Source organism: Myxococcus sp. CA005 (assembly GCF_006518205.1).
In the GTDB taxonomy this organism is placed as follows: Bacteria; Myxococcota; Myxococcia; order Myxococcales; family Myxococcaceae; genus Myxococcus; species Myxococcus xanthus.
Genome location: NZ_SRLV01000107.1, coordinates 1 through 21,150, shown reverse-complemented (window position 1 = coordinate 21,150; position 21,150 = coordinate 1). Strand labels below are relative to the sequence as shown.

Below are 21,150 nucleotides of genomic sequence, written 5' to 3'. Positions count from 1 at the left end.
CGTCGCGTTGGTTGCGAGTTCGCACACGAGGGGCAACGGCATGTCGAAGGCAATCGAGTTCAAGATCCCACGGGGGGCGATCCTCTTTTCGGCGGGCGGAGTCGGCTACGAGTACCGCGAGGACTTAGGGCCGGCTCACCACGGGATGTCCCTGTTCGTAGCGAGGCTGCGGGCCGCGTCCGGCGCGCCGCGTGGGAAGGTGCTGCTCAAGGCGGTTCCGGCTCCATCGGAAACGGACGGCGCCCGGGTCATGCGTGCGCGCGCGAAGCTCGACGAGCAGGTTCGCCTTGCGGCCTTCCTCAAGCACCCGGCCATCCTCAAGGTTCATGGGCTGCACAAGGTCGAGGGCTATTGGTACGTCAGCACGGAGCACCCGGACGGCCACTCCCTGAATGAGTTGCTGACGCTCGTTGGTGAGAGTCAGCGATGGTTCTCGCCGCTCTTCGTGCTCTATGTCGGGGCGCAGGTCGCAGCGGCTCTTGAGCACGCGCACGCCGCGAAGGACGAGCAGGGACGGCCGCTAAACATCGTTCATCGAGCCGTTGACGTTGAGCACATCTTCGTCAACTGGGACGGGACGGTTCAGCTCGCCGACTTCGGCCTCGCGCTGTCCGACTTGCCGGGGCGCGTAGCTTCATCCGCGCGCGGCCCTTTGGGGGACCACTTCTACTCATCACCGGAGATGCTGCTCGGAGGGAGCGTCGACGCCCGCGCCGACCTCTTCACGCTGGGCGTCGTGCTGCTCGAACTGGCAACGGGGAAGAACCTGCTTTTCTGCCCGGACGACATCACGCCCGACGTCATGGCCTCGTTGCCCACGAAGAAGCGTCGGCGGGTTGCTCGGGCGGTCAAGCGGGCTACGCTCGCAGGGGCGCCGCCGTTGGTGGCCGACGCAATTTGGCGCGCGGCGACACTGACGGTTGCGGACGTAGACGCAATGACCGAAGGGCTCCCCCAGGGCCTGCGAGTGACGCTGAACCGGCTACTTCGGGTTGCCCCTCGGGAGCGTTACCAGTCGGCGGGGGAGTTGGCGGCCGACCTGACGGCCTGGCTTGGCGGCACTTTCGCGAAGGCCGACGCCGCAGCCGAGCTGAAGTCTCGGCCTGCTCAGGCAGAAGCGGCGCTGGATTCGATGGCGACCCTGCCGCCTCGCGGTCGCGGCAAGCGCAAGCCGGATAATGTGACGACGGCGTGATTGATGTGCTTCTGAGCCAGTCGACGCAGTCGGGAAACAGGCTGCGTTGGCCCGCGAAGGAACAACACGGAGCGGCCAAAAACAAACGGGGTTGGACGGTTTGATCCGTCCAACCCCGCGTTTTTACAGTGTCCCCGACGGGATTCGAACCCGTGTTACCGGCTTGAAAGGCCAGCGTCCTGGGCCTCTAGACGACGGGGACAGCACACCTTCACTTCAACTACATGAGTCGCGGGGGGCTCGAACCCCCGACCCTCGGCTTAAAAGGCCGGTGCTCTACCAGCTGAGCTAGCGACTCGCACTATTCTTTTTTAAATTTTTCGCCACCACCCCGGAAGCCCCCGGGGCAGGCGCTTCCTACCAGCACTCGGCGACGCTTTCCACTGGCGAGCGCATGGGGCTGTTTCTGACACGCCCCGACCGCTTTCCGGTGAACGTCAGGGCCAGCGCCCTTCGCCGCGTGTCACCCCAGGGCGATATACAGGAACCATGTCCCAGGACGTACATCCGGATGAACAGGAGACCGAGGACGACGCCGAGCGGGCCCCGTTCCGCCGCTACCTCACCCGGGCGGGCGCCGAGCGCCTGCACCGCGAGCTCGTCCACCTTCTCAACGAGGAGCGCCCCAAGGTGACGGCCGAGGTCTCCGCTGCCGCCGCTCAGGGCGACCGCTCCGAGAACGCCGAGTACATCTACGGGAAGAAGCGCCTGCGCGAAATCGACCGCCGCCTCCGTTTCCTCCAGAAGCGCCTGGACACCGCCACCATCGTCACGCCCGCCGAGCAGACCGACCGCTCCCGCGTCTTCTTCGGGGCGACGGTGAGCCTGGAGGACGAGGACGGCGGCCGCAGCACCTACCAGATCGTGGGTTCCGACGAGATTGACGCCTCGGGCGGGCGCATCAGCGTCGAATCCCCCATGGGGCGGGCGCTCCTTCGCAAGGCCGTGGGAGACTCGGTCGAGGTGCGGCGGCCGCGCGGGGACATCGAACTCACGGTGGTGGACATCCGCTACGAATAGGTGGAAGCCATGCCTCGGATTCAGCCCATCAACCCCCGCTACCGTCGCATCTATCAGGCGCTGAGCGGGCCGGACCTGGCCGTTTCCGAGAGCGCGGGGATGACCCTGGAAGACCTGGGGCTGGGCAGCGCCGAAGCCTCCCGCGGGGACCTCGTCTTTGGCACCTACAGCCCCCAGGGCCTGGAGCGGGCCCTACGTGCCTATGGGCTGTTCCAGCGCGTCGAGGAGCGGGTGGGGCCGCTGGAGCTTCGCGTCGTGTGCACGGACCCGTACCGGCCACGCATCATCCTGTGGAGCAGGCGGTTCTACGTCCCCGTGGCGGACCTGGACCTGCGGCGGACGACCGGGGCGGAGGTGGGGCTCGGTGACGCGCTCGCCGCCACGCCGCTGCTGTACCTGGACTCGCTGTTGCTCCAGAACCCGGGGCGCGCCTTCGACTGGAACCGGCCTCCGCTGCCCGGGCAGAACCACCCCGGGCTCAAGCTCGCCGGCCACATCCTGGACGTGCTCCTGCTGATGGCCCGCCGTATCGGCACCGAGGCCTTGGCCCTCACGCCGTCCACCTTCGCCGCCGCCTGCGTCTATGACCGCCGCTTCCTCTTCGTGGATGGCGCCGCGCAGGGCCGCTTCCTCGCGCTTCGTCAGGCGGGGCGGCACCTGCCGCGCTGGCTCCATGCGTGGGCGGTGGAGCTGCACTGCATGCGGGACGAGCACGGAGAGGCCGTGGCCTTCAAGCCTTCGCCCATGGTGTCTCCGCTGAGCTCGCGGCTGGGGCTGCACTTCGATGCGAACACGTGGGATGACGCGCTCCAACTGGATGCCCGGCGGCAGCTCACGCTCGATGAGGAGACACTCCAGCGGCGCTTTCCCTGGGAGCGGATGCCCCCGGGGCCGCCGCCCGAGCGGGTGGCGGAGCTGCTTGGATATGATCCGCTCGCGCCTGTCGTGGCGCACTGAACGGACGGCCGCTCATGCTACAGGGTTGATCCATGGTGACTCGCAGAAAGGCGCCATGCGAACCGCCGTCATCCCCGGCGTCTGGGGCGTGGGGTTTCGGACAGCCGCACGTCCTGGCGACAAGCAGGCTGTTTCCCCTGAAGCCGGTGCCTATAGTGGTCAGGAGACTCACCGTCGCACGGTCCCTCGCGGTCGCAGCCGAACCTTCAGGTCGCGCAACCCACGATGCGTAAGAACTTCATTCTCGACACCAACGTCCTTCTTCACGATCCCCGCAGCATCTACGGCTTCAAAGACAACAACGTCATCATCCCCATCTACGTCATCGAGGAGATCGACCAGTTCAAGCGCGATCTCTCCGAGCTGGGCCGCAACGCGCGCCTGGTGGCGCGCTACCTGGATTCGTTCCGCGCCGAGGGCTCCCTGAAGGAAGGGGTGCCTCTGCCGCACGGTGGCTTGTTGCGCGTGAGCTTTACCGAACGTGCGCTGCCTCCGTCCATGGCGGACAGCAACCTGATGGACAACCGCATCCTCGGGGTGGCGCTCGACCTGATGGAGGCGGAGCCGGGCACGCAGGCCGTCTTCATCACCAAGGACACCAACCTCCGCATCCGCGCCGACGCCCTGGGCCTTATCGCCCAGGACTACGACACCGAGCGGGTGGAAATCACGGAGCTGTACACCGGCTTCGCCGAGCGGCTGGTCCCCAAGGACCTGGTGGACCAGATGTACCGCCAGGGCGCCGAGGTGGAGCCGCCGGACGCCGAGTCCCTGTTCGCCAATCAGGTGGTGCTCCTCAAGGACGAGACGAACCCGTCCCACACCGCCATGGGCCGCTTCAACGGGTCCAAGGGCCGCCTGGTGCCCCTGGTGCGGCAGATCAAGGACGGGACGTGGGGTGTCCGCCCGCGCAACATGGAGCAGGCCTTCTGCCTGGACCTGCTGCTCAACGACGACGTCAAGCTGGTCACCATTGTCGGCAAGGCGGGCACGGGCAAGACGCTGCTCGCCATCGCCGCGGGCCTGCAGAAGGTGACGGAGGAGGGGCTCTACCAGAAGCTGCTGGTCAGCCGTCCCATCTTCCCGTTGGGCCGGGACATCGGGTATCTGCCCGGCAGCGTCGAGGAGAAGCTGAATCCCTGGATGCAGCCCATCTTCGACAACGTGGAGTTCCTGATGAACCTCAGCCGCGCGGACAAGAAGGCCGGGCGCGGCTACCACGAACTGCTGGACCTGGGGCTGATGGAGATCGAGCCGCTCACGTACATCCGTGGCCGCAGCCTGCCCAACCAGTTCATCATCGTGGACGAGGCTCAGAACCTCACGCCGCACGAGGTGAAGACCATCATCACCCGCGTGGGCGACAACACGAAGATCATCCTCACGGGAGACCCGTTCCAGATCGACAACCCGTACGTGGACGCGACGAACAATGGCCTGGTCCACGTGGTCAACCGCTTCAAGAGCGAGAAGATCGCGGCGCACATCACCATGTCCAAGGGTGAGCGCAGCGCCCTGGCCGAGCTCGCCGCCAACCTGCTGTAGCCTCTCTGGTACGAGACATGACGAAGGAAGACGCAGGAAGCCCTCCCGCCGGCGAAGGGGAGAAGACGCCCCTCATCGAGTACCCCTCCGTCTACACCTTCAAGGTGATGGGCGCGCAGGGGGCCGGCTTCGTGGAGCATGTCCGTGAGCTGTTCAAGCGGTTCCTGGGCACGGAGCTCTCGCCGGATTCCATTCGCGAGCAACCCAGCAGCAAGGGCAAGTACGTCTCCCTGAGCGTGTCCGTGTACCTGCTGTCCGAGGAGCAGCGGCGCGCCATCTACGATGGGCTCCACAAGGACGAGCGGGTCATCTACTACTTGTAGGGGCCCGTGGCTGGAAGTCTCTGGAGGAGGCGGGTATATGGGAGCCATGAGCCCGCCTGAGCCCTTCCCGCTGTATCACCCCGCGGATGTCCGGCGCGCCTTCAGCTCGGATGATGCAACGCGGCGCTTCGCGAAGGTGGCCCAGCTGGAGCCCGGCTCGCGCGTGCTGGTGCTCGGCTGTGGCCCCGATGGAAGCGCCGCGCTGCTGTTGGCCCGGGAGATGGGCTGTACCGTCGTCGCGGCCGACACCGACGACGCCCTCCTCAACCCGGTGCGTGAGCGCGTGCGGGCACAGGGGCTGGCGGAGCAGATTGAAGTCCGCCGCGTGTCGCTGGACGCGCTGGGCCTGTCCGATGGGGAGTTCAACGGCATCCTCATCCAGGGCCGTGTGCTCTACGCGTTGAAGGCCACGCTGGCGAACATGCGCAGTCTGCTGTCGAAGCGCGGGCGGCTGGGCTTCACGTTCCCCGCGCGGGTGGGGCGCTTTGCTCCCAAGGCCTCGCTCGACTTCTGGGAGCGCCGCATCGCCGGGCCGCTGCTGCTGCCGCGCGAGTTGCTGCAGGTGGTGGAGGGCGCCGGCTACGAGCCCGAGTCCGCCGAGTCGCTCCATGACGCGGAGCTGGACGCGCACTACCGGGACATCGAGACGTTCCTGTCGTCCGTCCCTGGCTCGCAGCCCGCCGCGCTCCGCGAGGAGCTGGCGCTGCACCGCGAGAGCAACGGCAAGGCCAGCGTCAGCTACGCCTTCGTCGTGGGCCGCCGCAAGGAGCAGGGCGAGAAGCCCCCAGCGTCCCGCGACCGCGGGTAACCAGGAGCGGCACCCGGCGGGCGCTCAGTTCAGCGCGCCGGTGAAGTCCACCAACTCGACGGACTCCGGAGCCACGGACAAGGTGACCTGCTCGCGGTAGCCGGCCGCGTCGCCACCCACCTGGAAGGGCATGGGGTTGGCGAAGCGGATGGTGACCTCGCGGGCGTGGAAGTCCATCAGGCCTTCGGGGAACCAGCGGCCGTTCCATAGCTTGGGCAGGTGGGTGAGCACCTGCGTGGGCGTCACCTGCCCCAGTCGCAACTGCATGAATCCCGGGCGCTGGCCCGCGAAGGGGAACATGCGGAAGCCGTAGCCGTAGAAGGGCATGGTGCCCGCCGCCGCCATCATCAGCCGGCCGCGGAAGAGAGTGGCACCCGGGGCCAGCGGCTCGCCCATCGCGCCGCCATCCGGCCCCAGCCGGTAGGCCTCGGAGGCGCCATTGACGACCTCACACTCCACCCAGTGGGAGTGGGTGAGATAGTGAGGCACCGTCTTGCAGGCCACCGCGGAGAAGTACCCGCCGCTGCCGCTGAGGACGCTCTTGAAGAAGCCCTTGCCCAGGTTCTCCTTCACCCAGATGTAGTCGTTGAGCACCTTGCCATCCACGCCCAGCCCGGCGAAGGGCGCGCGCTGCCCGTCCACCATCAGCAGGTCCATGGGGCGGTAGCCCGGAACCTCGCCCGTGCGGGCGCGCAGCACGTCATTGAGGATGCCGTCGCTCCGGGTTCCGGAGGCGTTGACGTAGGTGGCCAGGCCATTGCCGGTGCCCAGCTTGAGGACGCCGAAGCGAGGCGCCGTCTTCCCCGCGAACCGGCCGCGCGGACCTACCTGATGGAGGACCTCGTTCACGAAGCCCATGAAGGTGCCGTCACCGCCGCCCGTGAACAACATGGGGTAGCCACGCTCCAGCACCGTCTGGATGATGCGGCGGGCGTCCAGCGGCGAGCGGGAGAGGAACAGGTCCTGCTCCGGCACCACGTGGGACAGGGACTTCACCACCCGAGCGTCGACCTTCCGGGCGTTGGCGTTCAGCAGGACCGCGACCTTGGGCTCGGCGGTGACGTCCGATGTGGGCGCACGGCGGAGATCGGGAGAGCGGAGGGGCTGGACCAGCATGAGGGCGGCTCCGAAGGTTGCGCCGGTGGGGGACCGGGCGGCGACACCCGCAGCCAGTGCACAATCCTCGCCAAGTCATGACGCAGGGCGTCGGCAGGCGGGCGGGCTTGAGATTCCAAGGGGTTGAATCGTTACCTGCTGCCCAGAAGCCCGCCCGGTTGCTACCTCGGGGTGACGGCGGTGTAGAGCGCGTTACGCACCCGTGGCGTGCGGGTGGCACGACTGTGACGCGGTGCGTGTGGGCCTGCGCACTGCGCTACGCAGCGGGGAGTGCCACCTTCAGTTGTGCGGCCCGGTGGTCCCTCTCGTTTGACAGCGAGGGGTGGGTGGTTACGTTGGGCGTACATCAGAAGTTTTCAGAAAAAACGCAGTCTTTTCCGGAGGATAGGAACCGTGGGCAAGATTATCGGGATCGACCTGGGCACCACGAACAGTGTGGTCGCGATCATGGAGGGTCGCGAGCCCAAGGTGATCGTCAACGAGGAAGGCAGCCGCATCACGCCCTCGGTGGTCGCGTTCACGAAGGACGGGGAGCGTCTGGTTGGTCAGGTGGCGAAGCGCCAGTCCATCACCAACCCGGAGCGGACCATCTACTCCAGCAAGCGCTTCATGGGCCGGCGGCACGACGAGGTGTCCGAGGAGGCCACGCTGGTCCCCTACAAGGTCGCCCGGGGGCCCAACGGCGATGCGCGCGTGGACATCGACGGCAAGCAGTACAGCGCGCCGGAGATCAGCGCGCAGGTGCTGCTGAAGCTGAAGCGCGCGGCGGAGAACTACCTGGGTGAGAAGGTGACGGAGGCGGTCATCACCGTCCCCGCGTACTTCAACGACGCCCAGCGCCAGGCCACCAAGGACGCGGGTGAAATCGCGGGCCTCACAGTGCGCCGCATCGTGAACGAGCCGACCGCCGCGGCGCTCGCGTACGGCCTGGACAAGAAGAAGGACGAGAAGATCGCCGTCTACGACTTTGGCGGTGGCACGTTCGACGTGTCCATCCTCGAGGTGGGCGAGAACGTGGTCGACGTGCTCGCGACCAACGGTGACACGCACCTGGGCGGTGACAACATCGACCTGCGGATCATGGACTGGCTGATCACCGAGTTCAAGAAGGACACCGGGCTCGACGTCAGCAAGGACAAGATGGTCCTCCAGCGCCTGAAGGAGGCGGCGGAGAAGGCGAAGATCGAGCTGTCCGCCGCGATGGAGACGGACATCAACCTGCCGTTCCTCACCGCGGACGCGACGGGTCCGAAGCACCTCAACGTCAAGCTCACGCGCGCCAAGTTCGAGGCGATGATTGACGACCTCATCGAGCGCTCGCTGGAGCCCTGCCGCAAGTGTCTCAAGGACGCGGGCGTGGAGCCGAAGGACCTCAACGAGATCGTCCTCGTCGGCGGCACCACGCGCATCCCGAAGGTGCAGGAGGCCGTGAAGCGCCTGTTCGGCAAGGAGCCGAACCGCTCGGTGAACCCGGACGAAGTCGTTGCGGTGGGCGCCGCGGTGCAGGCCGGCGTGCTCTCCGGCGAGGTGAAGGACATCCTCCTGCTGGACGTGACGCCGCTGAGCCTGGGTGTGGAGACGCTGGGCGGGGTGATGACGAAGCTCATCGAGCGCAACACCACCATCCCCACGCGCAAGTCGGAGACCTTCTCCACGGCCGCGGACGGCCAGACGCAGGTGGAGATCCACGTGCTCCAGGGCGAGCGTGAGATGGCGGGCGACAACCGCAGCCTCGGCCGCTTCCACCTGACGGGCATGCCGCCGGCGCCGCGTGGCGTGCCGCAGATCGAGGTGACGTTCGACATCGACGCGAACGGCATCCTCAACGTCAGCGCCAAGGACAAGGCCACGGGCAAGGAGCAGAAGGTCACCATCACCCACTCGTCCGGTCTGGCGAAGGACGAGGTGGAGAAGATGGTCGCCGACGCCCGCTCCAACGAGGCGGCCGACAAGGGCCGCCGCGAGCTGGTGGAGATGAAGAACCAGGCGGAGAGCCAGTCCTACGCGGCCGAGAAGCTGCTGAAGGAGAACAAGGACAAGCTGTCCGCGGACACGGCGAAGGCGCTCGAGGACGCCGTGGCGGAGCTCAACAAGGTCCGCGACGGCCAGGACAAGGACGCCATCAAGACGGCGCTCGATGCGCTCCAGGCCGCCAGCTACAAGGCCGCCGAGGAGATGTACCGCGCCACGGGCGGCGCGCCGGGTGCCGAGGGCGCTCCGGGTGCTGGTCCTTCCGCGGCGCCGGGCTCGCAGGCCAGCGCCAAGAAGGACGACGTGGTGGACGCCGAGTTCCGCCAGTCTTAGTTCGGAAGCGGTGAGCCGCTGAAGTAACGCAGAGGGCCGGTACTCCCACGCGAGTGTGGGGCCGGCCCTTCTGCTTTGCGGGGCGAAAGGGTGCTCCGAAAGGGAGGATGGGGCGTACGGGAAGCGGGACGTCGGGCCTTGCCAAGGGGTTGATGGGACTGGGGCGAGGACTGGCGGCAGGGATGCAGGGGGGCGCTCCATGTCCCGCGTCCAGTCGTCACCGTCCTTCCTGCCGCCCGGTACCGCTGCCTCCGAGGGCGCCGCCGCGCCGGCGGCCGTTCCTCCTCTCACTCGCACGGCGCAGTGCCGGCCGGCCTCCGCCGTGGCGTCCTCGACGGTGGAGCCCTACCGGGGGGCTTCCTCGGGGCATTCACCCGCGTTGTCTGTGCCCGGGCCTCGCTCGGGGCCTCGCACGGGCGCCGACAACCAGTTCGACTTCGGCGTGGGCGGCGCGTTTCCGCCCAAGCCCACGGGCAACCTGATGGAGCAGGTGCGGCAGGGGGCGCTCACGGCCGCTCAATCCGAAGCCGCGGCTGCCAGCCGGTTGATGGGGGATAGCGCCGCTGTGGATGGCTATGCGCGCATCCACCTGGAGCATCTGAAGCCCAGTCCGCCCATCCCCGGCGCGCCCACGTCCTTGACGGACTACACCAGCAGCATGCCGGACGTGGCGCCCGCCCAAGCCTACGCCTACTTCGTCCGTCACCCATCGGCGGTGTTCGAGGCCGCCGGCATCCGCGTCCGCCCGGCGACGGCGGCGCTGGTGGATGGCGCGAAGTTGTTCCTGGAGGAAAAGGGTTTTCCGCCCGTGTGGGCGCCCATCACCGTGCGCCTGGAGCCGGGCGCGAACACGCTGCACATCACCACGTTGGATGGGCACCCGCTGCGCGGCACGAATCGCTTCGTCTTCGCCGAGGACGGCGCGGGGGGCACGCAGGTGCGTCAGTACTCGGCCTTCCAGGGCAGCTCGCCCGCGACGTCGGTGGGCATGACGCTGATGGACCCCATCGAGCGGCAGCACGACATCTGGCGCGCGGTGCATGCGCACCTGCATGACACGCTGAGGCCTCGCTGATGGCGCCCGTGCTGCGGACGACGCCTCCCGGGCATGACGTGATTCTCTATGACGGGCACTGTCGCCTGTGCGGTGGGGCGGCCCGGCAGCTCCAGCGGCTGCTGGGCGGGACGGGGACGCGCCTGCGCTCGTTTCGGGAGGACGGGGTGCTGGCAGCCTTCCCGGGTGTCACGGCGGACCGCTGTGAGCGGGCCCTGCAACTGGTCCTCCCGGATGGGGCCGTGGTGGAGGGGCTAGAGGCCATTGTCCTGGCGCTGGGCCGACGGCCGCTGGGACGGCTGCTCCGCGTGTACTACGTGCCGGGCCTGCGGCAGCTCCTGGATGCGCTCTACCGCGTCGTGGCCCGCCATCGCTTCCGCATCGCGGGACGTCAATGCCCAGACGGGGCGTGCGTGGTCCACTTCAAATAGGACACGCGTGGCGGATAGCATGGCGTTTCCCCGCCACCTCGGGTTCGTCCGTGCAATCTCCGCCGTCCACATACCTCCAGGCCGCGCGCGCCTTCCGGCACTTCTTCACCGAGCTCCGGGATGCCTACCTGGAGCGAGAGACGCTCTTCACGCAACTGGAGCTGGCGCTCCTGGGGCGCGAGCACGTGCTGGTGGTGGGCCCCCCCGGAACGGCCAAGAGCGCCATCGCGAGCGCCGTCCTGGGGCGCATCATCGACGAGCGCACGGGCTTGCCGTCGCTCTTCTCCAAGCAGATGGCCGAGTCCACCGTGCAGACGGACCTCATCGGCCCGGTGGACTTCAAGGTGCTCACGGAGACGGGACGCACCGAGTACCTCACCGACGAAGGCATGCTGGGCTCCGAGCACGCCTTCCTGGACGAGGTCTTCGACGGCCGGGACATGCTGCTGCGCTCCATCCTCAACGTGCTGCATGAGCGGGAGCTGAAGCACGGCCGCCGGGTGACGACGGGGCGCATCGAGTGCGTCGTCATGACGAGCAACCGGTATCTCTCCGAGGTGCTGGCGCGCTCGCCGGAGCTGCTCCTGGCCTTCGCGGACCGGCTGAGCTTCATCTGCTTCGTGCCCAAGTCGTTCGCGCGCCGGGAGAGCCGGTCGGCCATGCTGCAACGCTTCTCCCATTTCGCTCGGCCGGACCTGCGCGCGCAGCTGTCGTTGCAGCAGGTGGACCTGCTGCAGGACGCCGTGACGAAGGTGGTGGTGCCCAGCCACGTCATGGAAGGCGTGGAGTTGCTGGCGGATGCGCTGGAGCGCGCGCTCGCGGCCCAGGTGGCGAAGCTGCCGGACTACGTGCCGACGAAGTACTTCTCCCAGCGCTCCGTGGTGAAGGCGCTGTGGGCGCTGAAGGCCGCGGTGGTGCGGGACCAAATCTACCGGCGCCCCGAGCGGGCGTTGGAGGCCACTGTCGAGGACCTGGATTCGCTGCGCTGGTTCTTCCTCCTGGGCGGGCCGCCAGCGGGGGAGACGGAGGCGCTGCTCAAGTCCGTGGTGGACCCTCGGGAGCGGGCGCAGCTCGAAATCGTCCGCCTGGAGCAGCGCGCCTTCGACGAAGCGCTGGCCCAGATACAGCGGGAGCTGGGGGGCGGCGTGGAGCGCGAGGCGCAGGCGCTCGGGTCCTCCGAAGAGGTGAGTTCCGTCGAGTCCGTGAGCCGCAACTGGCAGCCCGGCGTTGTCTCCACCACGGCGCGGGCCTTGTTGGCCAAGCTGGTGCCTGGGCCGCGCCATGCGCAGAACCGGATACCGCTGGTGGCGGCGGCGCGGGCTCTGGTGGCGGCGCAGGAGCAGCGGCTGGCGCGTGGCATGGCAGGGCACGGTGAGGGGCGGGGCGGCATCGCACTGCTGGTGTCGTTCGGCGACGTGCTGACGCTCTGTCGCGGCGTCCCCGAACTGCGGCCGGGCTACGGGGCGTTGTGCGAGGCAACGGCCCGCTTTCTGGAAGGCGCCCAGGAGATGATCGCCCTGTCCGCGGAGAGCGTGGACTTCGAGGACGGGCTCAAGCTGGAGGGCCTGGTCGGGCTGGCGGACAACCTGGAGGAGGAGCTTTCCCAGACGGGGGATCTGGCGGGACAGCTGTCGGACGGCGCCCCCGCCGCATCGGAGCGCCTGCGCACGACCGAGGCTGAGGTCCGGAGCCGGGTCGTGTCCGCGCTGCGCCGGCGCGCTGTGTTCTCGTTCCAGGGCAACCTGGCCCGGGGACGTCGAGAGCCGCTCGAAGCGCTGGCGGGAGATTCGCGCCGCCTGACGCAGTTGGAGAATGCCCTGGCTGGCCTGGACCCCACGCAACAGGGCCTCAAGCAGGAGCTGCTGCTCCCATTGGGCATCGCCTACGCCCGGGAGGTGCTGTCCTCCACGCCCTTCGAACGCATCGAGCAGTACGGGCGCGCGGTGCAGTCGGTGGCGGAGAACCTCCGGCGCGAGGGAGTGTCCAGCGACGCGGTGTTCGCCGAGTGCCGGGAGATTATCGAGTCCCGGCTGCGCGAGCATGCCCATCTCCTCACGCGCGATGTGCCCAGCCCGCCGCCCGCGTCCACGTCGGTGCTCAACGGGGACGCCTACGTCTTCTACCGGGGCGACTTCGCGGCGAAGGCGCCTGATGGAGAGCTGGCCGCGCTGCTGGGGTTGGATGGGCAACTGGCCGCGAACCACGGTGGCGTCGCGCCTGGCTTCCTGTCGGAGGCCGTGCGTTCGGCGGTGGCCCAGGCGGAGCTCGGGTTCGTCCAGACGCGCGTCAAATACCTGCGGAGCTGGCTGACCCAACTGCTCACTTCGCTTCCACCGCCCGAATCCATGACGGAGCGCGCGGATGCCGAACGCACCGTGGACCGGCTGGTGCGCAGCCGCTTCCCGATGCTCGCGTTGAAGGAAGGCGAGCTGGTTCGGCTGCGGGGTGTCCTCGCGTTGCTGGGGACCATGCCCGGTGACCTGGGCGAGGGGGCTCGACGGCTGGAGGGGCAACTGCGCGGCATCGACGAGGACTTCGGGCGCTTCAGCCGGCAGGTGCTGGCGCGGCGGTCTACACCATGACCCGGCTCTCCCGCGGGCGACAGGTTGAAGCGGAGAGGGGACGCTGAGCGTGTTCGCCCGGCGCCTCGCGGACCTCCGGCAGCGGCTGGATGCGCTCCACCAGCCCGCGCCCGCTCGCGGCGGTTGGCGGGCGTGGACGCTGCTGGGGCGACGTGCTCGCGGGCCCGAGGATGTCGCGCTGCCAATGCTGGCCTCGCTGGACCGGGACCTGGACCGGGTGGGCGTGCACACGTCGGCGGACGCACGGCTCCTCAAGGAGCTGGGCCTGCGGAAGGGCAGGGCGGGGGCACTGGCGCAGGGGCTGCTCGACAGGGCCCGTCAAGCACTCGAGGAGGTGGAGGCGTGTCTGGTGCTCGTGGAGCGGGCCTGGCGCACGGGAGCGCCGCTTCCCGGCGCGGTCGCGGTGCTGGAGAAGGGCTTCATCCAACTGGCACGCGTGGTGAAGGTGGCGGACCTCTTCGCCCGTCCTCCCTCGGAGCCGGAGGAGGACGACGCGGAGCTGGAAATCTACGGGCGCACCGATGGGAGCACTCCGCGTCTTGCGCCCTCCAGTGCGCGTCTGGCCGTGGCGGAGTTCTTCGCGGAGCGGGCCCGGGCCAACCCCACGGACGTCAAGCAGAAGCGCCGGGACCTGGACCTGGCGCACGAACTGCTCATCCGCCTGGGCGCGGACCACGACCGCGAGCGAGGCATGGTGCTGCGGCGCCAGGTGGCCGAGGCCCGCGAGCGGGTGCGGGCCGTTCCGGCCGTGCGCTCCATGGAGGAGTTGCTGCGGCACGTGCGTCACACGGCCCGGCGCGAGCCCCAGGTGGCCTACCGCTCGTTGAAGGGGCTCTACGAGCGGGCCTTGGAGGCTGGGGACGCGGCGCTGGCGGACGCGGCCCGGGCGGCGCTGACACCGATGTTGCCGGCACCTTCTCAGCTGTCGTCGCTGATGGAGCGCGCGGAGCTCGATGGTCTGTCGCACTGGTTCGGCGAAGCGCCCACGGCGCCTGACGAAGTCCCGGGCCCTCCGAAGGCCGATGAGCTGCTGACGGACCTGGCCTTCTCACTGGAGCCCGAGCAGCTCTCCACGTTCGAGCTGGCGGCGGGCTGTGCCCGCTACTTCGACGTGGAGGACGCGCTGTCGGAGGAAATCGTCCTGGCGGATACGCGCACCGCGCGGGCGGTGTCCCGGCGTGTCCCGTACCCGACGCAGACGATGACCTACGAGACGACGGGCAGCCTCCATGAGGTGAACAACTTCGTCTTGACGGACCCGCGGATGCTGCTGCGCGACCTGGCCGCCAGTCACCAGTTGGTGCGCGCGTACCTGGACGACGAGCCGCCCCCGCGCCCCCGGAAGGTGAAGCGCACCGCGGTGCGGGTCTACGTCTGCGACGCGTCGGGCTCCATGCACGGCGCGCGAGCCCGCTTCCGGGATGCCATTGTCATCGCGGAGCTCAACAACCTGCGCGTCAAGGCCCGCCGGGGCGAGCACTTCGACCCGCTGTACTTCAGCTTCTTCAATGACGTGCCCACCGAGCTGGCGCGCGTGGACTCCGCGCTGGAGGCCACCCGGCAGTTGGAGAAGCTCTTCCGCGATTCACCCGCGGAGGGGCAGACGGACATCACGCTCGCGCTGATGTCCGCGTTCGACTCCATCCGCGCCGCGCAGGGGCGGGACCCGTACCTCGCTCGGGCCACGGTGGTGCTCGTCACTGACGGCGAGGACCGCGTGGACCTGGAGCTCATCCGCCGCACGCGCGCGCCCATGGGCGCGCTGGACATCGCGTTGAGCTTCGTATCCCTGGGCGAGGAGAACCCGGACCTCCGCCTCCTCGTCCGGGAGCAGCGGGCCGCCGGAGGCCGCGCCTTCTACCACCACCTCTCCGACGAGGAGATTCTGTGGGCGCGCACGGAGTTCGACACGCCCTGGCGCACGTTGCTGCCGCGTGACGTGCCGGCGTCCGGTGATGCGCTGGAGCAGCTCACGCCGCACCTGGAGGCGCTGGAGGCGGTCGCCGCCGGGCGGGCCGCTCCGCGGACCGTGGCGGTGGACGCTTCGTTCGATGCGCTCTTCCCGGAGAAGCCCACGCCGCCCCCCGGGGCCGAGCCGACTGGCAAGGACGTCACGCACCGCGTGGCGGACATCCTGGGCGCGCTGGTGGAGGCGGCGTCGCTGGCCCCCGCGGATCGGCGCGCGGCGGAGAGCTTGCTGCTGCTTCAACACCTGCTGGGTGTGTACGGATTGACCCCGGCGCGCTACCTGTCCGCGTTGTCCGCGGGTGGGCAGGCCACGCAGGAGGCATTGCAGCGCGTGCGGCTGTTGTGCCGGCCCTTCGGGTAGGCTGCGCCCACGCCCATGTTCTTCGGCCTGCTGAGGAGACGAAAGAAGGAGCCGTCGCGCCCAGCGGACCCGCTGGCTGCTTTCGACCAGCTCATCGAAAACCTGGAGCGACAGGCCGCCGAGGTCCGCAAATCCGCGGCCACGCTGCTGGCGCTCAAGGCGGACCTGGTGCGCGCGGAGGAGCGCTACGCGCGCCGGTTGCTGGAGCTCACCTCGCGGCGTGCCACCGCGAAGGAGCGCGGTGACGCTCGGGCGGTGCGCGTGCTGGAGAAGGACCAGGCGCAGGCGGAGGACCTCCTGGCCAGCACGCGTGATTCGCTGGAGCGAGCCGAGTCGGACGGGCGGTTGTTGCTGGAGGCCGCGAGCGAGCTGGGCGATCGCGTGGTGGAGCTGCGCCATGAACGGGAGAGTGCGTCCGCGCGGCTCACCATGGGCGGGCTCGTCACCGAGTCCCTGCGCGAGCGCGTGGCCCGCTTCGACCAGGCGCTGGTGGTGGACGCGGCTCGGGATGAAATCGAGCGCGCGCACGCATTGGCGGACATCTACCGCGAGGAGAAGTCGCAGGAGGAATAAGCGCGGCTCAGGTCCGGCGCGCCGTCTGGTGCAGCTCCAGGACGATGTTGCCGCCCTTGAAGAGCCGTACCGCGCCGGACGTCTGGCTCACGACCAGGGCGATGCAGCCCGTGGTGGACGTCATGCCGGCGGCGGCAGCGTGCCGCGCGCCCAGGCCGAGCGGAATCTTCACGGCCTCATCCGCCGCGGACAGGTAGCGCCCCGCAGCCAGGACGACACCGTCCTCGCGGATGACGAAGGCGCCGTCGAGCACGGAGAAGTTCTTGATGGCCTCGCGAATCTTCGGGTCGAGCACGTTCCGTTCCGCCTCGGAGAGGCCCTGGAACGGGTTGATGGTCATCTGCCGGCTCTTCTCCATCACGGTGTTGTGGGCGCCAATGGTGATGATGGTGCCAATGGGGTGGCCCTCGAAACCTTCCTGGCCAATCTGCAGCGCCAACTGGATGAGGGCGTCCACCACCTGGGAGTTGAACTCGTCGCCCAGCTTCACGCCTTCGATGGCGACGCGGTCATCGAGCGAGCCGCCGATGCGCGTCTGCATCAGCGTGTCCGGCGCGCGGCCCACCTTGCCCGTCATGCACAGGACCAGGTCGCCTTCCTTGAACGCTCCCTGGGACAGCGCGGACACGAGCGCCACTTTTACGCGCTCGGTGCGGGAGTAGTCGTACGCGGGGATGACGAGCGCGCGGACCTTCTTGGCGAGGTGCTCCTCCGCCAGCTTGGGCATCGTGACGGCGTAAACGAGCTTCTTGCGAGCAGGCCGGCCGCGAAACTCTTCAGCGGGAATGGGCGTGTCGCAGATATATAGGAAGTGATCGACTTCGTTCTTGCCGGCCAACGAGAGAGCCGAGCGCAGGAACTCCCGATCAAACTTCGTGTTCTCGGTCAAACGCCCCTCCCTTCACCCTTGGTCATACCCACGTCAGCTTGACACTGAAGACCCCATGAATGAAGCTTTCGGGCCCTTTTTTTGGGGTGCAGGGCCCCAAAACCTCGCTGAACTGGAGCGAAGGCTGTGAACCAGAAAGATCTCAAGCGTTACAAGAAGATGCTCGAGGACAGCAAGGCGAGCCTGCTCGAGAGCGCCAAGAAGACCCTGGTGGAGGAGTCCAGTTTCGACACGGACGACCTTCCCGATGAGATCGACCTGGCGTCTTCCGAGTATGCGCAGTCAATGGTCTTCCGTCTGCGGGACCGGGAGAAGTTCCTGTTGCAGAAGATCGAAAAGGCGCTGGTCCGCATCGAGGACGGCACCTTCGGCGTCTGCGAGCGGTGTGAAGAGGACATCTCGCCCAAGCGACTGGATGCGCGCCCGGTGACGACGCTTTGCATCCGCTGCAAGGAGGAGCAGGAGAAGAAGGAGAAATCCTACGGCTGAGCACCGAGGCAGTGAGGGCCGCGCGGGGGATACCCCCGTGCGGCCCTTGGCATTTCAGGACGTGGGCGCTTGGATTTCCACGCGCAGCAACTGACGGCCAATGAGGAAGTGGTCCCCGTTGTCCACGAAGGTGGGGCCCGACAGGCGGATGAAGGTGCCGTTGGATGAGCCCACGTCCCGGACCTGGAGCCGGTCCTGCCGCACCTGCAGCACGGCGTGCCGCCCGGACACGAAGCCGTCGGTAGGGAAGGTGAGGTCGCCTTGCTCGCGGCCCAGGAGATTGTCGCCTTCGCGCAGGGGGAAAGCGCCGCCTCGCAGGCCTCCCTCCAGCAGTTGCACCAGCCGCAGCCGGTAGCCGGGATCCGGTGAACCCCAGACCTGGGTTCCACCCGGTCCCGTGGCCGCGGTGGGAATGGGCTCCAGCACCAACCGCTGGCGTCCCAGGCGCAGCTCGCCGCCCGGGGGCAGCTCTCGCTCCTGGCGCAGGCGGACGAAGACGCCGTTGGCGCCGCCCACGTCTTCCACGGCCAGCCGGATGCCGGAGAAGAAGAAGCGGACCTGGAGCGGCATGATGAAGGGGTCGTCCGTGAGCGAGATGTCCGCCTGCTGGCCGCAGGTGAGGGTGTCGCGCTGCATGCGGACGACGGACTCGGGGCCGCCATCGGCGCGCACCACGCGGATGGAGACCTGCGGGCGCGAAGCGACGCTGGCGACGGCCATCACCATCGTTCCGGAGCGCAGCGGCGAGCCGCAAGCCCGGCAGACGGAGGCGTCCCGAGGATTTTCGGTGTCACAGCGGGGGCAGTATTCCATCGCGTCCATGGAGGGCTAGGGGTTGTACCAGGGCCGGGGCTCTGTTGCTCGACTTGCGTTGCACGCGGCTTGCCCCCCACCCGAGCGGCGTGATGAAGTCGGTGTCCCACCCCTTTGGGGATCGTTTCCTTGCACTGCCCCTCCTGCGGCGCTGACGCCCAAGAATCTTCCCGTTTCTGTCCCGCCTGTGGCGCGACCCTCGTGCGTACGCCCGATACGGACGAGTACGTCGGCAAGACGATTGCCTACAAGTACCGGGTCGAAGCCCTCATTGGCGAGGGCGGCATGGGCAAGGTGTTCCGCGCCCGGCAGCTCTCCCTGGACAAGGTGGTGGTGCTGAAGGTGCTGCGGCACACGCTCCTGTCGGACGAGCGCACCGTGGCGCGCTTCCAGCGCGAGGCCAAGGCCGCCAGCCGCCTCAACCACCCCAACTCCATCAGCGTGCTTGACTTCGGCCAGGCCGAGGACGGGGCCTTGTTCATCGCCATGGAGTACGTGGCGGGGCAGGACCTGCACCAGATTCTCAGCCGCGAGTGGCCCCTGAACGAGGGGCGCGTGGTGCGCATCGTCAGCCAGGTGCTGAGCGCGCTGTCGGACGCGCACGGCGCCGGCGTCATCCACCGCGACCTCAAGCCAGAGAACATCATGGTGGAGCCGCGGCGCAACGAGCCCGACTTCGTCAAGGTGTTGGACTTCGGCATCGCGAAGATCACCGACTCCACGGACGACGGTCCGGCGCTCACCCGCGCGGGCTTCGTGTGCGGCACCCCCGAATACATGTCGCCCGAGCAGGCGCGGGGCTCGCAGCTCGACCACCGCTCGGACCTGTACGCGGTGGGCGTCATCCTCTACCAGTTGATGACGGGCTTGCTGCCCTTCGAGTCGGACTCGGCGGTGGGCTTCGCCACCAAGCACCTGACCGAGGAGCCGCCGCCGCCCACGCGCCGCCGGCCGGATGCGCGAATCTCTCCGGCCATGGAGCGGCTCATCCTCCGGGCGCTGTCCAAGAACCCGGCGGACCGGCCCGCCAGCGCCGAGGCCTTCAAGGCCGAGCTGCAGGCCGTGGACAAGGAACGCCGCCGGATGGACTCGGCGCCGCGGCGCTCGGCCAACTCGTCGGCGGTGCTGGCGCCGTTGCCGCGCAAGTCCGCCGCCAGTCCGCAGAGTGATGTCCGGGATGCCACGCTGCCCGGGTGGGGCAACGAAGTGACCATGGAGGCCACGGTGCGCGCCCTGCCGGGTGTGCTCGAGCCGTTGCCCGCGAACGCCGACGCGATGGCCGCCACGCGTGAGCACACGGACTCGCTGGTCCACACGCAGCCGGGGGCCGGCGGCAGCAGCGGGGTGGCGTTCTTCTTCAAGTCGCTGACCATCCTGCTGGTGGTCGCCGCGCTGGGCTTCTTCGCCTACTACTTCTTCATGGGCGCGGGCAGCGGGGGCGCGCAGGACCTGCCCTACGCGCTGCCCACGAATGCGCCGGTGCCGGCGGGGGCCAACAACTCCGCCGTGGGCGCGAGCCCCGACGTGCCGCTCTACGACCGGGCCATTGTCTCGGGCGCGCGCAACGTCGAGCGCGCGCTGGAGCTGGCGCGAGAGGGTGACAAGGCACTGCAGCGCGCGGACGTGGGGCTGGCGGCGACGAAGTACCGCGAGGCCTTCAGCCGCAGTGGTGACCCGGAGCTGGCCCTGAAGCTGGGCGAGGTCTACTGGCACCGGCAGAATCCGGACAAGGAAGAGGCCCGGGGCTGGTGGAATCGTCACCTGCGCGAGCAGCCCGCCTCCAAGGCGCGTGCCCTCATCGAGCAGCGCCTGAACGGCGCCGTGGCGCAGCCCACGTCGCCCTGACGGGGGCGTCACGAGGGGCGGTGTCGGCTCGCCGCTCCGGGACACGGAGCTTCATGCCTTCAGGGCGCCGGGACGCATGCCCCACGGCACAGCCTGCACCGCGTCAGCCCAGCGTCTCCACCTGAAGCACATGCTGTCCCAGGCGGACGCGGTCTCCCGGCCGCAGCGGACGCTCGACGCCGCTCGCGAGGCGCACATAGGTGCCCAGGCCCCCGGACAAGTCCCTCAGCAGGGCACCGGTGGGCGTTGGGGACAGCTCGCAGTGGCGGCCCGCGAGGCCCTCGTCGCCGGGGAAGCTCAAGTCACAGTGGGCCAGGCCGATGGTGAGCAGCGGCGCCGCCGTCATCACCGCGCGTCCCGCACGGCCACCGACGAGCATCTCCTCCACACCGTAGACGGCCTGCCCCAGTGGCACCGGGGCGCCGTAGATGGCGGGGCGTCCCGTCACGGGGGGCTGGGGCTCCAGCCGGCCCGTGAAGCGGAACAGGCGCTGGCCCGCGCTGAAGTGGGTGCGCGGGGTGAGGGCTTCCGTGCCCCCAACGGTGACGAAGACGCCCGAGGCGCTGGACTCGTCCCGCACGTACAGCGCGCCATCCTTCACCAGGAAGGTGGCGTGTAGGGGCGACACGAAGGCGTCGTCCGCGAACAGGATGGCGCCGCGCTGGCGGCCCACGACGCAACCGGTGACAGGCAGCTTGTAGCGCTGACCCCGGGTGGAGCCCGCGATGACCGCGAGCCCGAACCGGGAGGCGGCCGGAGGGGCAGGGCGCGGCGCCGTGGTCGCCGCTCCGGCCCGGCTGGGCATCGCACTGTCCGGAACTGGCGGGGGCGGACGGGTGGTGGCCGGGCCTGACGCGCCGCCCGTACGGGCCATGAT

Annotated in this window: 18 protein-coding genes and 2 tRNA genes; 14 read left to right on the top strand and 6 right to left on the bottom strand. The window is 68.8% G+C overall.

From position 1 onward, the window contains the following. Nucleotides 1-40: 40 nt before the first annotated feature. Nucleotides 41-1,195, top strand: coding sequence for a protein kinase (locus tag FMQ63_RS32420; protein WP_011553232.1), 1,155 nt, complete (start codon nucleotides 41-43; stop codon nucleotides 1,193-1,195). 129 nt (nucleotides 1,196-1,324) lie between these two features. Here the strand turns inward: FMQ63_RS32420 and FMQ63_RS32415 are convergent. Further along, nucleotides 1,325-1,397 (bottom strand) — tRNA-Glu (locus FMQ63_RS32415). 23 nt (nucleotides 1,398-1,420) lie between these two features. After that, nucleotides 1,421-1,493: transfer RNA gene (locus FMQ63_RS32410), tRNA-Lys, on the bottom strand. Between the two features lie 191 nt (nucleotides 1,494-1,684). Between FMQ63_RS32410 and greB the strand changes: the two genes are divergently transcribed. The 5 genes from greB (at nucleotide 1,685) to FMQ63_RS32385 (ending at nucleotide 5,848) form a co-directional block, all read left to right on the top strand. Then, nucleotides 1,685-2,215: a transcription elongation factor GreB gene (gene greB, locus FMQ63_RS32405; protein WP_011553233.1), complete on the top strand. Its 531-nt coding sequence runs from the start codon at nucleotides 1,685-1,687 to the stop codon at nucleotides 2,213-2,215. A gap of 9 nt (nucleotides 2,216-2,224) precedes the next feature. Next, complete coding sequence (locus FMQ63_RS32400; protein ID WP_026114160.1) at nucleotides 2,225-3,172, top strand: hypothetical protein; 948 nt, start codon at nucleotides 2,225-2,227, stop codon at nucleotides 3,170-3,172. Nucleotides 3,173-3,397: 225 nt separating this feature from the next. Continuing rightward, nucleotides 3,398-4,717, top strand: a complete 1,320-nt coding sequence (locus FMQ63_RS32395) for a PhoH family protein (protein WP_011553235.1) — start codon at nucleotides 3,398-3,400, stop codon at nucleotides 4,715-4,717. Between the two features lie 17 nt (nucleotides 4,718-4,734). Continuing rightward, entirely contained in the window at nucleotides 4,735-5,040 is a 306-nt protein-coding gene (locus tag FMQ63_RS32390) for a YbeD family protein (RefSeq protein ID WP_011553236.1), read from the top strand. Between the two features lie 46 nt (nucleotides 5,041-5,086). Continuing rightward, nucleotides 5,087-5,848, top strand: coding sequence for a cyclopropane-fatty-acyl-phospholipid synthase family protein (locus FMQ63_RS32385; RefSeq protein WP_026114159.1), 762 nt, complete (start codon nucleotides 5,087-5,089; stop codon nucleotides 5,846-5,848). A 24-nt stretch (nucleotides 5,849-5,872) separates the two neighbouring features. Here the strand turns inward: FMQ63_RS32385 and FMQ63_RS32380 are convergent, their stop codons facing one another. Next, a complete protein-coding gene (locus FMQ63_RS32380; RefSeq protein ID WP_011553238.1) occupies nucleotides 5,873-6,964 on the bottom strand; it encodes a diacylglycerol kinase family protein in 1,092 nt (363 codons plus the stop codon). Nucleotides 6,965-7,357: 393 nt separating this feature from the next. Here FMQ63_RS32380 and dnaK point away from each other — a divergent pair, with 393 nt between their 5' ends. The 6 genes from dnaK (at nucleotide 7,358) to FMQ63_RS32350 (ending at nucleotide 16,237) form a co-directional block, all read left to right on the top strand. Beyond that, nucleotides 7,358-9,268 carry a molecular chaperone DnaK gene (dnaK, locus tag FMQ63_RS32375; RefSeq protein WP_011553239.1) on the top strand — a complete coding sequence of 637 codons (1,911 nt, stop codon included), beginning with the start codon at nucleotides 7,358-7,360 and terminating at the stop codon, nucleotides 9,266-9,268. 199 nt (nucleotides 9,269-9,467) lie between these two features. After that, a complete protein-coding gene (locus tag FMQ63_RS32370) occupies nucleotides 9,468-10,343 on the top strand; it encodes a hypothetical protein (RefSeq protein WP_011553240.1) in 876 nt (291 codons plus the stop codon). Beyond that, complete coding sequence (locus tag FMQ63_RS32365; protein WP_011553241.1) at nucleotides 10,343-10,753, top strand: thiol-disulfide oxidoreductase DCC family protein; 411 nt, start codon at nucleotides 10,343-10,345, stop codon at nucleotides 10,751-10,753. The genes FMQ63_RS32370 and FMQ63_RS32365 overlap by 1 nt, the downstream gene beginning before the upstream one ends. 50 nt (nucleotides 10,754-10,803) lie before the next feature. Beyond that, nucleotides 10,804-13,335, top strand: a complete 2,532-nt coding sequence (locus FMQ63_RS32360) for an AAA family ATPase (RefSeq protein ID WP_011553242.1) — start codon at nucleotides 10,804-10,806, stop codon at nucleotides 13,333-13,335. A gap of 49 nt (nucleotides 13,336-13,384) precedes the next feature. Beyond that, nucleotides 13,385-15,664 (top strand): vWA domain-containing protein, encoded by a 2,280-nt coding sequence (locus tag FMQ63_RS32355; RefSeq protein WP_020478586.1) that lies wholly within the window; start codon nucleotides 13,385-13,387, stop codon nucleotides 15,662-15,664. Nucleotides 15,665-15,679: 15 nt separating this feature from the next. Then, nucleotides 15,680-16,237, top strand: coding sequence for a PspA/IM30 family protein (locus FMQ63_RS32350; RefSeq protein ID WP_011553245.1), 558 nt, complete (start codon nucleotides 15,680-15,682; stop codon nucleotides 16,235-16,237). Nucleotides 16,238-16,244: 7 nt separating this feature from the next. On the opposite strand, the gene FMQ63_RS32345 is transcribed toward FMQ63_RS32350, so the two are convergent. Next, nucleotides 16,245-17,126, bottom strand: a complete 882-nt coding sequence (locus tag FMQ63_RS32345; protein ID WP_020478587.1) for a diadenylate cyclase — start codon at nucleotides 17,124-17,126, stop codon at nucleotides 16,245-16,247. 126 nt (nucleotides 17,127-17,252) lie between these two features. Here FMQ63_RS32345 and FMQ63_RS32340 point away from each other — a divergent pair, with 126 nt between their 5' ends. Then, nucleotides 17,253-17,615: a TraR/DksA C4-type zinc finger protein gene (locus tag FMQ63_RS32340; protein ID WP_011553247.1), complete on the top strand. Its 363-nt coding sequence runs from the start codon at nucleotides 17,253-17,255 to the stop codon at nucleotides 17,613-17,615. A 54-nt stretch (nucleotides 17,616-17,669) separates the two neighbouring features. Here the strand turns inward: FMQ63_RS32340 and FMQ63_RS32335 are convergent, their stop codons facing one another. Then, nucleotides 17,670-18,437 carry an FHA domain-containing protein gene (locus tag FMQ63_RS32335; protein ID WP_011553248.1) on the bottom strand — a complete coding sequence of 256 codons (768 nt, stop codon included), beginning with the start codon at nucleotides 18,435-18,437 and terminating at the stop codon, nucleotides 17,670-17,672. Between the two features lie 120 nt (nucleotides 18,438-18,557). On the opposite strand from FMQ63_RS32335, the gene FMQ63_RS32330 reads away from it, so the two are divergent. Beyond that, entirely contained in the window at nucleotides 18,558-20,273 is a 1,716-nt protein-coding gene (locus FMQ63_RS32330; protein WP_074960220.1) for a serine/threonine-protein kinase, read from the top strand. 103 nt (nucleotides 20,274-20,376) lie between these two features. On the opposite strand, the gene FMQ63_RS32325 is transcribed toward FMQ63_RS32330, so the two are convergent. After that, nucleotides 20,377-21,150, bottom strand: a 774-nt coding sequence (locus tag FMQ63_RS32325; RefSeq protein WP_141276862.1) for an FHA domain-containing protein, incomplete at its 5' end; no start/stop codon positions are given.